The 14,916-nt window shown below is 73.7% G+C and carries 12 protein-coding genes and 1 riboswitch; of the genes, 11 read left to right on the forward strand and 1 reads right to left on the reverse strand.

The genetic code is table 11. The features are described 5' to 3' along the window. Window position 1: 1 nt before the first annotated feature. From KLP28_08900 to KLP28_08925, 6 genes are all read left to right on the forward strand, one after another. Window positions 2-949, forward strand: a complete 948-nt coding sequence (locus tag KLP28_08900) for an alpha/beta hydrolase (protein QWC83765.1) — start codon at window positions 2-4, stop codon at window positions 947-949. Between the two features lie 15 nt (window positions 950-964). Beyond that, window positions 965-1,071, forward strand: a riboswitch (TPP riboswitch). Between the two features lie 34 nt (window positions 1,072-1,105). Continuing rightward, entirely contained in the window at window positions 1,106-2,233 is a 1,128-nt protein-coding gene (locus KLP28_08905; protein ID QWC83766.1) for a thiamine ABC transporter substrate-binding protein, read from the forward strand. Window positions 2,234-2,352: 119 nt separating this feature from the next. Then, complete coding sequence (locus KLP28_08910) at window positions 2,353-3,966, forward strand: iron ABC transporter permease (protein ID QWC86892.1); 1,614 nt, start codon at window positions 2,353-2,355, stop codon at window positions 3,964-3,966. Between the two features lie 20 nt (window positions 3,967-3,986). Beyond that, window positions 3,987-4,958 (forward strand): ABC transporter ATP-binding protein, encoded by a 972-nt coding sequence (locus KLP28_08915; GenBank protein ID QWC86893.1) that lies wholly within the window; start codon window positions 3,987-3,989, stop codon window positions 4,956-4,958. Between the two features lie 207 nt (window positions 4,959-5,165). Next, window positions 5,166-7,196 (forward strand): acyl-CoA dehydrogenase family protein, encoded by a 2,031-nt coding sequence (locus KLP28_08920; GenBank protein QWC83767.1) that lies wholly within the window; start codon window positions 5,166-5,168, stop codon window positions 7,194-7,196. Window positions 7,197-7,527: 331 nt separating this feature from the next. Continuing rightward, window positions 7,528-8,334, forward strand: a complete 807-nt coding sequence (locus tag KLP28_08925; GenBank protein ID QWC83768.1) for a hypothetical protein — start codon at window positions 7,528-7,530, stop codon at window positions 8,332-8,334. A 92-nt stretch (window positions 8,335-8,426) separates the two neighbouring features. On the opposite strand, the gene KLP28_08930 is transcribed toward KLP28_08925, so the two are convergent. Beyond that, complete coding sequence (locus KLP28_08930) at window positions 8,427-8,918, reverse strand: inorganic diphosphatase (protein ID QWC83769.1); 492 nt, start codon at window positions 8,916-8,918, stop codon at window positions 8,427-8,429. Between the two features lie 146 nt (window positions 8,919-9,064). On the opposite strand from KLP28_08930, the gene dacB reads away from it, so the two are divergent. The 5 genes from dacB to KLP28_08955 all read left to right on the forward strand — a co-directional run bounded on the left by dacB (window position 9,065) and on the right by KLP28_08955 (window position 14,901). Continuing rightward, a complete protein-coding gene (gene dacB / locus KLP28_08935; protein QWC83770.1) occupies window positions 9,065-10,570 on the forward strand; it encodes a D-alanyl-D-alanine carboxypeptidase/D-alanyl-D-alanine-endopeptidase in 1,506 nt (501 codons plus the stop codon). 115 nt (window positions 10,571-10,685) lie between these two features. Then, entirely contained in the window at window positions 10,686-11,732 is a 1,047-nt protein-coding gene (locus KLP28_08940; protein ID QWC86894.1) for a zinc-dependent metalloprotease, read from the forward strand. Then, window positions 11,729-12,766 carry a tRNA lysidine(34) synthetase TilS gene (gene tilS, locus KLP28_08945; protein ID QWC86895.1) on the forward strand — a complete coding sequence of 346 codons (1,038 nt, stop codon included), beginning with the start codon at window positions 11,729-11,731 and terminating at the stop codon, window positions 12,764-12,766. The genes KLP28_08940 and tilS overlap by 4 nt, the downstream gene beginning before the upstream one ends. Window positions 12,767-12,835: 69 nt before the next feature. Then, window positions 12,836-13,981 carry a GNAT family N-acetyltransferase gene (locus KLP28_08950; protein ID QWC83771.1) on the forward strand — a complete coding sequence of 382 codons (1,146 nt, stop codon included), beginning with the start codon at window positions 12,836-12,838 and terminating at the stop codon, window positions 13,979-13,981. Next, the gene (locus KLP28_08955; protein ID QWC83772.1) at window positions 13,978-14,901 is read left to right on the forward strand and encodes an aminoglycoside phosphotransferase family protein; all 924 of its coding nucleotides are present in this window, start codon (window positions 13,978-13,980) and stop codon (window positions 14,899-14,901) included. The genes KLP28_08950 and KLP28_08955 overlap by 4 nt, the downstream gene beginning before the upstream one ends. The last annotated feature ends 15 nt before the right edge of the window (window positions 14,902-14,916 follow it).

Below are 14,916 nucleotides of genomic sequence, written 5' to 3' on the forward strand. Positions count from 1 at the left end.
GATGACGTCGCGACCCCTGCCCTCCGTCGCGCCCACCGGTCTCCCGCGACGCGGACGCAGCCCGCAGGCGCTGGCCGTCGCTGCCTTCCTGACCGCGACCCGCCGCCGGCGCAGCCTCGGCGAGCGGGTGGCCGGCGTACGACTGCCCACCAGCGCCCCGCCGGCGGCGAGGGTGCGCGACGTCGCCGCGGTGACCTCCTACCCGCTCGACGGGCACACGGTGTGGCGGCTGCAGCCTCTCGCGCCCCCCGCCACCGGGGGCGCAGTCCCGCTCGTGGTCTACCTGCACGGCGGCGCGTTCCTCAACGGCATCGACCCGTTCCACTGGCGCTTCGTCGCCGGCCTGATCGCCCGTACCGGCGCTGAGGTGCTGGTACCGGAGTATCCCCTCACCCCGCCCGCGACGGTGGAGCAGACGCTGCCGTGGAGCGTCGCTGCGTACGCGGAGCCGGCGGCCTCCGCGCGGGCCCAGGGGCGCCGGGTCGTTCTCATGGGCGACTCCGCCGGCGCCAACCTCGCCCTCACCACGGCCGTCGCCGCGCGTGACGCGGGGCTCACGGTGCCCGACGAGGTCGCGCTGCTCTCGCCGTGGCTCGACGTCGCCGGACTCTCGCCGGGCGGTATCGCCCTGGACCGCCACGACCCGATGCTCGACCGGGTCGCCGGTCTCGAGGCCGGTCGCATGTACGCGGGCGCGCCCGGGGTCGCCGACCCTCGCGTGAGCCCCGTGCACGCCGACCTCGCCGGGCTGCGCATCACCTCGTGGTGCGGTGACCGCGACCAGGTCGTGGCCGACCAGCGCGAGCTCGCGCGCCGGGCCGCCGCGGCCGGGTGGGACGTCGCCACCCGCGAGGTGCCCGGCATGGTGCACTGCTTCATGCTGATCGACCTGCTGCCCGAGGCGCGGGCCACGGCGGCCGAGATCGCCGCGGTGGTCTCCGGTGGGTGACGCCCGGTAGCCTTCGGGACACGACAGGGGAGCGCCACCAGGGCGCTGAGAGTGTGGCCTCGCCGCAGACCCTCGAACCTGCTCCGGTTAGCACCGGCGAAGGAAGTCGAGTCTCGACCGTGCGAGCGGTCCCCTCCCACCCACCGGGAGACACGTATGCGTTCCAGCACCACCTCACGTCCCGCACCCACCACGGTGCGCCTCGCCGTCGCCGGAGTGCTGGGTCTCGCCCTGGCCGGGTGCTCCCTCGGCGCGGGCTCGGAGCCCCCCGCCGACGGCGGGGCCGGCGGGTCCGGCGGGTCGCCGTCGGCCGCGGAGTCGGGCGGCACCGTGGTGCTGCGTACGCACGACTCGTTCGCCGTGCCCGAGCAGACGCTGGCGGCCTTCACCGAGGAGACCGGCTACACCGTCGACGTGCAGTCGGCCGGTGACGCCGGACAGCTGGTGAACACCCTGGCCCTGACCGCGGGTGACACCGACGCCGACGTCGTCTTCGGCATCGACAACACCTTCGCCTCCCGCGCCGTGGACGCCGGGGTGCTGGCCGCGTACGCCCCGGCCGGTCAGCCGGACTCCGCCGGGACCTACGAGCTGCCCGGGTCTGCCGGGGAGGACCTCACCCCCGTCGACGTGGGGGACGTGTGCGTCAACATCGACGACACCTGGTTCGCCGAGCGCGGCATCCGGCCGCCAGAGACCTTCGAGGACCTCGTCGACCCGACGTACGCCGATCTCTTCGTCACGCCCGGCGCGGCGACCTCCTCGCCGGGGCTGGCGTTCCTGCTGGCCACCGTCGCGGAGTACGGCGAGGACGGCTGGGCCGAGTACTGGCAGCAGCTCGAGGACAACGGGGCGCAGCTGACCTCGGGCTGGTCGGACGCCTACTACGTCGACTTCACCGCCGGTGGCGGTGACGGCGACCGTCCGATCGTGCTCTCCTACGCCTCCTCGCCCCCCTTCACGATCGACGAGGAGTCGGGCGAGGCGACGACCTCGGCGCTGCTGGACACCTGCTACCGGCAGGTCGAGTACGCCGGCGTGCTCGCCGACACCGAGAACCCCGAGGGGGCCCGGGCGCTGGTCGACTTCATGGTCTCCCCGGCCTTCCAGCAGACGCTGCCGGAGAGCATGTACGTGTTCCCCGTCGACGACGAGGTGTCGCTCCCGCAGGACTGGCAGCGCTTCGCCGAGCTCGCCGACGACCCGCTGCAGCTCGACCCGGAGCAGGTCAGCCAGAACCGCGAGACCTGGCTACGCGAGTGGGAGGACGTGGTCGGCGGGTGAGCAGCGCTCGGTCGCGTCCGCCCGGCCCGGTGCGGCTTCTCGGATCGCTCGGCTGGGGAGCCGCGGTGCTGCTGCCCGCGGCGTTCCTCGTCGTGTTCTTCGGCCTGCCGCTGATCGCGATGCTCCGCCTCGGGCTGCTCGGCGACGCCGGCGGCCTCGACGTCGGTGGCGTGGTCGAGGCGCTGGCACGGCCCCGCATCGCCGAGGTCGTCTGGTTCACGCTGTGGTCGGCGACGCTCGGCACGGTGGGCTCCCTGCTGCTCGGCGTCCCGCTGGCCCACCTGCTCTTCCGGCGACGCTTCCCCGGCCGGACCCTGCTGCGCGGCATCGTGGTCGCCCCGTTCGTGCTGCCGACGGTGGTGGTGGGCATCGCCTTCCGGCGCCTGTTCACCGGCCCGTTGGACTGGACGGGGCTCGACGGCTCCGCCGTCGGCATCGTGCTCGCGCTGGTCTTCTTCAACGTCGCGGTCGTCGTACGCACCGTCGGGTCGTTCTGGGAGGGGCTGGACCCGCGTCCGGCTCAGGCCGCCGCCTCGCTCGGGGCGTCGCCGTGGCGGGTCGCACGCACCGTGACCCTCCCGGCGCTGATGCCGGTGCTGATCTCGGCGGCGTCGGTGGTGTTCCTCTTCTGCGCCACCGCCTTCGGAGTCGTGCTGACCCTCGGCGGCCTGCAGTACGCCAACGTGGAGACGCAGATCTACCTGCTCACGACCCAGTTCCTCGACCTGCAGGGGGCTGCTGCCCTGTCGCTTCTCCAGGTGGCGGTGGTCGCGCTGCTGCTGGGTCTCACCAGGGTGGGCCGGCGGCGTACGGAGACGGGGCTGGCCCGCGGTGCCGGCGGGCCGGCGCCACGGCTGGGGCGTACGGATGCGCCCGTGCTCGCCCTCGCGGCCGTCGTGCTCGTCCTCGTGCTGGCTCCGGTCGCGGCCCTGATGCTGGGGTCGGTGCGGTCGGGCGGTGAGTGGACGCTCGCCGGATGGGAGCGGCTGCTCGGCCTCGGCGCCGCGGCCGACGCGGCCTCAGGCACCGTCGTGCCGGGCAGCGGGGGGTCGGCGTACGAGGCGGTGGGCCTCTCGCTGCGGGTCGCGGTGGACGCGACCCTCCTCGCGCTCACGCTGGGCGTCCTCGTCTCCTGGCTCGTGGCGCGGGGTCCGGGGGCCGCGGGCCCCGGGGCGGCCGGCTCGGCGACGTCGGGCGGCGTACGTCGTCGTGTCGTGAAGGCGCTCGACGGTCTCGTGATGCTGCCGTTGGGCGTCTCGGCGGTGACGATCGGCTTCGGCTTCCTCGTCACGATGGGGCGTCCGCCCCTGGACCTGCGCGACTCCCTCGTGCTCGTGCCGATCGCGCAGGCGCTGGTGGCGCTGCCGCTGGTGGTGCGCACGCTGGTGCCGGTGCTGCGCTCGGTCGAGACCCGCCAGCGCGAGGCCGCGGCGAGCCTCGGGGCGCCGCCGTGGCGGGTGGCGATGACGGTCGACCTGCCGCTGGCCTGGCGCGGTCTGCTGGCCTCTGCAGGCTTCGCCTTCGCGGTCTCCCTGGGCGAGTTCGGAGCCACGGCCTTCCTCGCGGGGTCCGACCGGCCCACGCTGCCCGTCCTCGTCTACCGGCTGCTTGGACGCCCCGGTGAGGACAACCTGACCACCGCGCTCGCGGGGTCGGTGCTGCTCGCGGTGCTGTGCGCGGGGACGATGCTGCTCGTGGAGCGGTGGCAGGTGCGGTCGGTGGGGGCGCTGTGAGCGGTCTCGCGGTCGAGGGCGTGACCGTGCGCCTGGACGACACGCTCGCCCTCGACGACGTCGACGTGCGACTCGAGCCCGGTCGGGTGCTGGCGGTGCTGGGCCCGTCCGGGTCGGGCAAGTCGACCCTGCTGCGGGCCGTCGCCGGCCTTCAGCCGACCGAGGCCGGGCGGGTGCGGTGGGACGGGCAGGACCTCGCCGGGGTGCCCGTGCACCGGCGGGGGTTCGCGCTGATGTTCCAGGACGGCCAGCTCTTCGCGCACCGCACGGTCGGCGACAACGTGGCGTACGCCCTGCCGCGGCGCGACCGCGGCTCGGCCAGCGGCCGTACGCGGGTCGGGGAGCTCCTGGAGCTGGTGGGCCTGCCGGGGTACGCCGCGCGTCGCCCGGCGACGCTCTCGGGCGGGGAGCAGCAGCGGGTCGCGCTCGCTCGTGCCCTGGCCGCCCGACCGCGGCTCCTGCTGCTCGACGAGCCGCTCTCCAGCCTCGACGCCGCGCTGCGGACGCGTCTGGCGGTCGACCTGCGCCGCATCCTCACCGATGCGGCCGCGACCGCGGTGGCCGTCACCCACGACCACGCCGAGGCGTTCGCGCTGGCCGACGAGGTCGCGCTGCTGCGCGACGGCGCGGTCGCCCAGCGTGGCGAGCCTGCGGAGGTCTGGCGCGCTCCGGTCTCGGTGGAGGTGGCGCGCTTCCTGGGGTTCGACCGCGTGCTGGAGGGCGCGGCCGCGACCGGGGTGCGAGCGGCCGGTGCCGGCCCGGCCGACGAGCGCCCGCTCGCCGTGCGCCCGGGCGTGCTGGCACTCGACCCGGCCGGCGAGGTGCGAGGACGTGTCGTCGGCGTCCGTCCGGCGCCCGAGCAGGTCGTGGTCGAGCTCGAGGTGGAGGGGTGGGGGCGCCTGGGGGCGTACGCGGACACGGCCCCGCAGATCGGTGAGACCGTGACCTCGCGGGTGGACCTGAGCCGCACCGCGCCCGTCGGTCCACGCTGAGCCGCGGCGTGTCGATCACGAAAAGGTGACGGCGCCGCCGCCCGTGTTTCCCGTGGGGCTGGGGTGCCCTACGTTCTCATCCGGCGCCCTGAGACGAAGGGGAAGCGACTCAGGGCGCCCTCTCCTCCGTGTGCTCGGGGCGGCTTTTCGCGTGTGAGGTGGATCGACGCGGGTGAGTGCACGCCTGTGACGGGGTACCTCCCTGGCATGACCAGCACGCTGCCCCGCACGTCCGAGTCCGTCTCCGTCGACGTCGCCCGCATGCGGCACCTGCTCGACGGCGAGTACGCCGAGATGCGCGACGTCGTGCGCGGCAAGCTCCGCGAGCACGCGGACATGGTCCAGAACGCCATCCACTTCGACACCCCGACGTACCGCCGGAAGGTGCTCGAGATGGTGCAGCAGATGGCCGGTGAGGGCCTGTGCTCCATGGGCTTCCCCGAGGAGTACGGCGGCCAGGGCGACGTCGGCGCGAACGTCGCGGCGTTCGAGACCCTCGCCTTCGGCGACCTGTCGGTGCTGGTGAAGTTCGGCGTGCAGTTCGGACTGTTCGGCGGGGCGCTGATCCAGCTGGGCACCGAGAAGCACCACGAGCGATACCTGAAGCCCACGATGGACGGTGAGCTGCTCGGCTGCTTCGCGATGAGCGAGACCGGTCACGGCTCCAACGTGCAGCACATCGACACCACCGCGACCTACGACCTCGAGGCGCGCGAGTTCGTGCTGAACATGCCGCACGAGTACGCCGGCAAGGACTACATCGGCAACGCCGCCGAGCACGCCACGATCGCGGTCGTCTTCGCGCAGCTCGAGGTCGGCGGCGAGGGCCGCGGCGTGCACGCCTTCGTCGTGCCGATCCGCGACGAGGAGGGCGAGCCGCTGCCCGGCGTACGCATCGCCGACGACGGCCCCAAGATCGGCCTCAACGGCGTCGACAACGGCCGCATCTGGCTCGACCACGTGCGCGTGCCGCGGGAGAACCTGCTCGACCGCTACGGCCAGGTCTCCGAGACCGGCGTGTACTCCTCGCCCATCGACAACCCCGACCGCCGCTTCTTCACGATGCTCGGCACGCTCGTGCAGGGCCGCATCTGCGTCGGCGGCGGCGGCATCTACGCCTCCAAGGTCGCCCTGGCGATCGCGGTGGAGTACGCCCACCTGAGGCGCCAGTTCGCCACCAGCGACGACCAGCCCGAGCAGCTGCTCATCGACTACGGGCTGCACCAGCGGCGGCTGTTCCCGCTGATCGCCCGCACGTACGCCATGCACTTCGCCCAGGACCGCCTGCGCGAGGACTTCAAGAGCCTGTTCCGCTTCGACGCCGACGGCTCACGTGACGACGACGCCGAGGAGGAGCAGCGGGCGCTAGAGGCCCGCGCCGCCGGCACGAAGGCCTTCGGCACCTGGCACGCCAGCCACGTCATCCAGGAGTGCCGCGAGGCCTGCGGAGGTGCCGGCTACCTCTCGGCCAACAGGCTCGGCTCGCTGCGCGCCGACACCGACGTCTTCACCACCTTCGAGGGCGACAACCACATCCTGCTGCAGCTGGTCGCCAAGGGTCTGCTGACGAACTACTCGACGAACTTCGGTGAGCTCGACCAGATCGGCATGGCGCTGTTCGTCGGCGGCATGGCCGTCGACACCGTCATCGAGCGCACCGCGCTGCAGAAGGTCGTCGAGGGCGTCCGCGACATGCTCACCGGCGGCCCTACCGACCACGACGTGGACTTCGACGAGGACTCGGGCGTGTACGACACCGCCTGGCACGTCAACCTGTTCCGCTACCGCGCCGATCACACCCTCGTCGGGGCGGCGCGACGGCTCAAGGCCGGCATCGACGCGGGAGAGGACCCCGGTGCGGTCTTCAGCCGCTGCCAGGACCACGTCATCAACGCGGCCCGCGCCCACGTCGAGAAGCTCATCATCGAGGACTTCGCGGCCAAGCTGCGCGAGACCGAGGGCACCCCCGAGCACGAGGCGCTGCAGCTGATGTGCGACCTGTACGCCCTGAAGGTGATCGAGGAGCAGCGCGCGTGGTTCATGGAGCACGGCCGGCTCTCCTCGCAGCGATCGAAGGCCGTCACGAAGGCGGTCGACGTGCTGTGCCAGCGCACCCGCCCGGTCGCCCAGCAGCTGGTCGACGCCTTCGGGGTGCCCCCGGAGATGCGCGACGCCGAGATGCTCCGCCAGGCCTCCGAGGCGGAGAACCTACCCCGCCCCTCGACCTACACCGCCTGACCCGCCGAGAGGGCACCACTTCAGGCCGAGAGGGCACCACTTCAGGCTCAGAGGGCACCACTTCAGGCCGAGAGGGCATCACCTCGGGCGTCCGTCGGGCCGGTTGCTGTCCCGGCAGCGCGCGTCCGGGGCTTATCCCCCGATGCGTCCCGCTCCACTGGTCGAGGAGTCGCAGCGGCATCACGGTTTGGGCATGTCCGAACTCACTGCCTCTGTCCCACCATGCACGCCTCTCCCCGCAGACCGTCCATGGACCACAGCCGAAGCACACGATCACGGTCTCTCACGTCACCACCTCGACGCGCTCATAGGTGCTGGGGCGGTCAGGCCGATGTTCAAAGGGGTGTACGTCGACGCGTCGGCCGCCGACACGCAAGCCCTCCGGCTGCAGGCGCTGAAACTCGTGGTCAAGGAGTCCTCGATCGTCGTCGACGGCACGGCCACGTGGTTCTTCGCCGGCGATCGCGCCCTGGCGCCGGGTGAGCACCGAGAGCTGCTGCCCCCGCGGGTCTTCGACGACCGGCGAGGGTGCCGCATGCGCCGCCGAGGAGTCGACAGCGGTACGCGGGACATGCGCGACGAGGACGTGATCGAGATCGACGGTCTCCGCGTCACGACGGCTCTGCGCACCGCCACAGACGTCGCCCGTCTACAGCGCCCGCAGCGGGCCCTGGCCTCGCTCGACAGTCTGCTGGCCGCCGGAGCCGTGGACCAGCAGGAGCTGATCGAGACGCTCGAACGGTTCCGGGGCTTCCGGCACGTGGTGCGCGCGCGTTCGCTCGTACGCTGGGCAGATGGCCGGTCGGAGTCCTACGGCGAGTCGGCAGTCAGGTACGTCTGGCGGATGATCCCGGGCCTGCCGACCCCGCAGCTGCAGGTGGAGGTCCGGGTCGGTGGTCACGTCTTCCGCCTCGACCTCGCCGATGAGGACCTCAAGCTCGCATTTGAGTACGACGGCCGCGAGTTCCACGGCCCGGACCGAGCTGAGCACGACATGTGGAGACGTGGTCTCGTCGCCGGCGAGGACTGGGCCGTCAACGTGCTGCGTGACGAGAACGTCTTCGGGCGGCAGGCGAACGTGGAGGGCGTCCTGTCCCGAGCGTTCCGCGAGAGGCGCCGAGAGCGCCGAGGGGTGTGAGCAGGACTCGAGGTGCTGCCCCGTCGGCCTGAAGTAGCGCCCTCTCGGCCTGAGGTGGTGCCCTCTCGGCCCGAGGTGATGCCCTCTCGGGGTCAGTAGCCGCCGTTGTCCTCGTACCGCTTGAAGGAGGCGCGGACCTCCTCCTCGGCGGCGAGCCGCCCGACCCACTCGGCGCCCTCGACGGACTTGTTCGGCTCGAGGTCCTTGTAGACCTCGAAGAAGTGCTGGATCTCGAGCCGGTCGAACTTCGAGACGTGGGAGATGTCGCGCAGGTGCTGCTGGCGCGGGTCGGCCGCGGGCACGCACAACACCTTGTCGTCGCCGCCGGCCTCGTCGGTCATGCGGAACATGCCGATCGCGCGGCAGCGGATCAGGCAGCCGGGGAACGTCGGCTCCGGCAGGATCACCAGCGCGTCCAGCGGGTCGCCGTCGAGGCCGAGGGTCTCCTCGATGAAGCCGTAGTCGGCCGGGTACTGCGTGGCGGTGAACAGGGTGCGGTCCAGACGCATGCGGTGCGTCTTGTGGTCGAGCTCGTACTTGTTGCGGTTCCCCTTGGGGATCTCCACCAGGACGTCGAACTCCACCTGATCTACCCTTCTCCTACGTCGAACGCTCAGAAGCGGGCGTGCCTCACGTCGGCTCGCCGGTGCACAGTGTTGCCTATCCGTCGACCACGGGCCACCCAGGCCCCTGAACACCCCCCACCGCTGCGACCGGGTCAGGAGGCGTCATGGCTCGGCCCGACCCGCCCCGTCGCACCCGTCACGGCCGACCGCTGTGGACCATCCTGATCAGCGCCGCGGTCGCCGGCTTCCTCGGCGCCGCGCTGCTGACGATCATCGGAGGCACGCCCGACACCACCCCACCGCCGGACCCCGACGTGCTCGCGCGGCAGCAGCCCGCCGCGCTGCCGCCGCCGAGCGGGCTGGACCTCCCGCCGCTCGGTGTCGAGGCGCCGGTCGCGCAGCCGCTGTCGCCCTCGACGGCGGATCCGGTCGACGTCGCCGAGGTCGTACGCCCCCTCGCCGGTCGCCGCGGCACCCTGGGGCCCCGCGTGCACCTGGTGGTCGCGGGCACCGACGGCGACCCGCTCGTCACGGTCGGCTCGGGCACCTTCATCCCCGCGTCTCTGACCAAGCTCATGACCGCGGCCGCCGTCACCGAGGGCCTGCCCCGGGACCGGCGCTTCGCGACCGAGGCGCGGCTGGAGCCGGGCACGGGCGCGCGACCCCTGCTCCATCTGGTCGGCGGCGGCGACCCGCTGCTCGCCTCCGCCCGCGACGAGGGGCCGGGCGACGTGCCTGTGGCCGACCTCGCCACGCTGGCACGCACCAGCGCCCGCAACCTCACCGCCGTCGGGGTCGACACCGTGCGGCTGCGCTACGACGCGACTCTCTTCTCGGGCGACGGGCGCAACGCCGCCTGGCCGGCGGACTACTACGCCGACGTGGTCGCTCCGATCACCGCGCTGATGGTCGACCAGGGACGCAGCGGCACGGGGTTCGGGATGGTCGCCGACCCCTCCGTCGCGGCAGCCGAGGTGTACGCGACCGCGCTCGAGGCCGCCGGCATCACGGTGCGGGGCCGCCCGCAGCCGGCCACCGCGCCGGCGGCGGACGGTCCGGGCACCGACGGTGCCCCCGTGAGCGTGGGTGTCGTACGCAGCGCCCCGCTGGACCTGATGGTGCGGCACATGCTGGAGGTCAGCGACAACGTCGTGGCAGAGACGCTCGCGCACCACCTGGCGATCGCGCAGGGGCGTACGCCGGACTTCACCGGTGCCGCCGATGCCAGCCGCGAGGTGCTCCGGAGCCTGGGTGTCCCCCTCGAGGGCCTCGTCCTCCGCGACGCCTCGGGGCTCTCCCGGCGCAACCGTGTCGCGCCGGCGACGATCATCGGGGTGCTGCACGAGGCGGCCTCGGCCGATCGTCCGGCCCTGCGGCCCGTGCTCACGGGTCTGCCCGTCGCGGGCTTCACGGGCAGCCTCGCGGGCCGGTACGCCGACGCGCCCGCCGCGGGGCTCGGCACCGTACGCGCCAAGACGGGCACGCTCACCGGCGTCCACGGCCTGGCCGGCACCGTCGTCGACCGCGACGGCACCGAGATGCTGTTCGTCGCGGTGGCGGACCGCGTACGCCTCGACCAGACGCTCGCCGCCCGGGACCTGCTGGCCCGTCTCACTGCCCGTCTCGCGGCCTGTCGCTGCGGCGACGGCCGCGCTAACCCGGTCGGCTAGGGCCCGTCGCTGCTCCGACCGGACGGTCCGCTCGGGGTCCGGCCTAGGGTCGGGGCATGGACAGGCGCTGGTCATGAGCGGGGCGGAGGAGCACGGCCCGCTGCCGGGCTCGGCGATGATCGACTGGGACGTGGCCGTCTCGTTGGGCTCCCGCCTCGCGGGCGACGGTCCGCAGGTCAGCGGTGTCGGCGCGCGGCGTGCGGTCTCCGAGCTCCGCCGTGGCGCGAAGCGCTCGACGGACCTCGTGCGCGACTTCACCGGGCTTGACGCCCCGCCCGACACCGCGCCGCTGCTGGTCGTCGACCGGCGCGGCTGGGTGCAGGCCAACGTCGACGCCTTCGCCTCGGTCATCGGCCCCGTCACCGACCGGCTGGTGGACCAGAAGGGGGCGCCCCCGGCGCTCGCCCGCGCGATCGGGTCCCGCATCACCGGAGCCGAGATCGGTGGTCTGCTCGGGTTCCTCGCCGGCAAGGTGCTCGGTCAGTTCGACCCGTTCCACGACCCCCACGGTCGGCTGATGCTCGTGGCGCCGAACATCGTCGCGACCGAGCAGGCCCTCGGGGCCAAGCCCTCGGACTTCCGGCTGTGGGTGTGCCTGCACGAGGAGACCCACCGGGTGCAGTTCACGGCGAACCCCTGGCTGCGCGACCATCTCTCCGCACAGGTCCGGGCGCTCACCGACAGCATGGAGACCGACACGGCCGCCCTGCTCGCCGACGGCGCGAAGCGTGTCGTCGCCGCGGTGCGTGCCGGCCGGGACGAGCGCGAGGAGGCCGGCCCCGTCGGCCTGATGGAGATCTTCGCGAGCGAGGAGCAGCGCGCGGTCATCGACCGCGTGACCGGTGTGATGAGCCTGTTGGAGGGCCACGCCGATGTCGTGATGGACGGTGTCGGCCCCGAGGTCATCCCCACGGTGGACTCGATTCGGGCCTCCTTCGAGGAGCGTCGCGACGGCCTGGGGGTCCTCGACAAGCTGCTGCGGCGCCTGCTGGGGCTGGACCAGAAGATGGCGCAGTACCGCGACGGCGCGGTCTTCGTACGCCACTGCGTCGACCGGGTCGGGATGGACGGCTTCAACGCGGTGTGGACCGGTCCGGAGACGCTCCCGAGCAAGGCCGAGATCCACGACCCGGCCGCCTGGGTGCGCCGGGTGCACGGCTGAGGCCGGCGGTGGCAGGCCCGCACCCCGCCGTCGCGGCGACGAGGCTGGGCGTACGCCGTGTGCTCGACGCCGACCTCCCGGCGCCCGGCCTCCCGGCCCTCGACGGGGAGCCGGGCAGCCTCCCCACGGTGGTGGTCGCCTGCTCGGGAGGCCCCGACTCGACCGCTCTGCTGGCGGCGACCGTGCACGAGGCGTCGCGGCGGGGCGTACGCCGGGCGCGCGTCGTCGCCGCCACCGTCGACCACGGGCTGCAGGCCGACTCCGCAGAGGTCACCGCCACGACGGTCGCGCGCGCCGCGGAGATCGGCGCCGACGAGACCCTCTCCTCGCGCGTGGTCGTCGACGCGCCCGGCGTGGGCCCCGAGGCCGCCGCGCGGCAGGCCCGGTACGCCGTGCTCGAGCAGGTCGCCGACCACGTCGGCGCGCGCCTCGTGCTGCTCGGCCACACGCTCGACGACCAGGCCGAGACCGTGCTGCTCGGGCTGACGCACGGGGCCGGGGCACGCGCGCTCGCCGGCATGAGACCGGGGTTCGACCGGTTCCGTCGGCCTCTGCTAGGCATCACCCGCGAGCAGACCGTGACCGCGTGCGCGGCCCTGGACCTCACGGTCTGGCACGACCCGCACAACCACGACCCGGGCTTCACCCGCGTCAGCGTCCGCGACCGGGTGCTGCCGGTGCTCGAGCGCGAGCTGGGGCCGGGCATCGCCGCGACGCTGGCCCGCACGGCAGCCATGCTGCGCGACGACGTCGCCTACCTGGAGGACGCCGCGGACGACGCCGCCGCCCGGCTCCTCCGCCCCGACGGCGGCGTGGACGTCGCGGCAGCCGACCTGCCGCCGGCGCTGCGACGCCGCGTGCTGCACCGCGCCGCCCTCGAGGCGGGGAGCCCGGCCGCGGAGCTCACCCACGAGCACGTGCTCGGCATCGACGCGCTGCTGGTCGCCTGGCGCGGCCAGGCCGGTGTGGACCTGCCCGGCCGACGGCGCGCGGTGCGCGACGGCGATCTGCTGCGCTTCGTACGACCCGGCTGAGGCTGTCAGGAGGCACCGGGCTGCGCCGATTCGGCGCGCAGCGATGGCCGGTCGACTACGGTCTGCGTGATGACGGACGTCCGCGTGAGGCTGATGGAACCCGCTGACGTCGACGAGGCCTTCGTGGCCCGCTGGGACGGCCTCGCCGCCCGGGCCCTGGAACCCAACCCCTACTTCGAGCCGCCGATGCTCGGGGCGGCCCTGGCACACCTCGCGGACGACCCGTCGATCCGGCTCGTCGTGGCCGAGGCCGCCGACGAGCTGCGGTTCCTCGCACCGGTGCACCGCACGTCTCGCTACCGACGCGTGCCCGTCCGTACGCTCCGCACCTGGTCCCACGCCCACAACTTCCTCGGCGCCCCCCTGGTCGCGCCGACCTCGCCGGTCTCGACGTGGTCCGCGGTCCTGCACTTCCTGCGCGACGCCGCGTCGGCCGCGTGGTTCTGCCTCGAGGAGGTCCGTGCGGAGGGTCCGGTGGTCCGTGCGCTGCAGGAGGCCTGCGGCAGGCACGGCACCACGCTGACGACCCTGGCCTCGACCTCGCGGGCGACGCTCGACCGGGAGCTGCCGGCCGACTACGTCGCCACGCGCCTCAGCGCGTCGCGGCGCAAGACCCTGCGCCGCCACCGGCGCCGGCTCTCCGACGCGCTCGGGGCGCCGGTCGAGGTCGACGACCTCGCCCTCGCCTCGGAGACCGAGCTGCTCGCCGCCGTGGAGCACTTCCTCGAGCTCGAGGCGGCCGGCTGGAAGGGCGAGGACGGGGGCGCGATGGACGTCCGCCCGGGGCACGCCGCGTTCTTCCGCGCCTTCTGCCGCGAGGCCGCACGCCGCGGGCGGCTGGAGATGCTGCGACTCGGCGCGAACGGCACCGCGGTGGCCTACACCTGCAACGTCACCGCGCAGGACCACGGCTTCGGGTTCAAGGTCGCCTACGACCCGGCGTACGCACGCCACTCCCCGGGGCTGCTGCTGCAGGTCGAGGAGCTCCAGTCGATGGTCGACAGGGGTGATCGCGTGCGGTTCGACGCGTGCGCCAGTCCGGACGGCGACCTGCCCAACATGCTCTTCGCGGACCGTCTGGCGCTGGCGACCCTGGCCGTCCCGCTGAACCGCCTGAGTGGTCCGCTCGCCGCGCGCGTGGTGCCGGCGCTGCTGACGGCGCGGGAGAGGGTGCGGGACCGGCGGCCGACGAGAACCGCCGGCGGCGCGTCGTGAGAACGACCCGGAGCGCGCAGCACCGCGACCTGCTCCTGCGGTGCGTGGCGCAGCACGACGGGCTTCGAGAGGTGCTTCTCGACCTCTCCGTCGATCCCGGCGCCCCCGGAGCCCTGGAAGCCCTGGAGGCCCTCACCACCTCCCGCCGCCCCTCGGTGGTGCGGTGGCGGCACCGGTCCGCCGCGGGGACCGGTCACCCCGATCTGCTGGTGGAGCTCGCCGTACGCCGTGCGGGGAACCGGTCTCTGCGTAACGAGGTCGCCGGCCGGCGATGGGCCGCCACCGCAGGTGTGAACACCCCGCGCGTCCTCGCGCACGACACGGCGGGGGAGTGGATGGTCGGGGAGGCGGCGACGCCGGTGGAGCCCGACCCGGCGTACGTCGACACGGTGGTCGCCCAGGCGCGCCTGATCGCGGCGGCACCGGCGCCACCGCCCGGGGAGGACAGCCGGTCGTGGCAGGCGCCGCCCGTCGCTCGGCTGCTCAACGCCGGGCTGGCCACCACGCACGGCCTGCCGGTCCCGCTCTTCCTGCGTGCTCGCGAGGCCTACCGGAGCCTCCCGCACGACCAGCCGGTGCACGGCGACTTCTACTACCTCAACGTGCCCGTGGACGCCGCCGGTCGGCCCGCGGTCGTCGACTGGGAGTTCCGCGGTCAGGGCCCGGAGTTCAGCGACGTGCTGCGGATGTGGGTCTCGCTCCCCGAGCGGTCGCTGCGCGACCAGCTGCTCGAGAGCCTCCTCGGCTCCGCGAGCGCGGAGCAGCGAGGACGCATCGGTGTGGTCGCGCGGTGGATGGCCGTGCGACAGCTCGCGGAGAACCTGACGTTCGTCGTCCGCACCTCGCAGGTCAGTCTCGACCACGCCCGCGAGGTGCTGCCGGAGGCCGTCGCCGTGGCCGAGGCGCTCGGCGCGCCCTGACCGGGCACACGGCCC

It is taken from the genome of Nocardioidaceae bacterium, from assembly GCA_018672315.1.
Classification (GTDB): Bacteria; Actinomycetota; Actinomycetes; order Propionibacteriales; family Nocardioidaceae; genus TYQ2.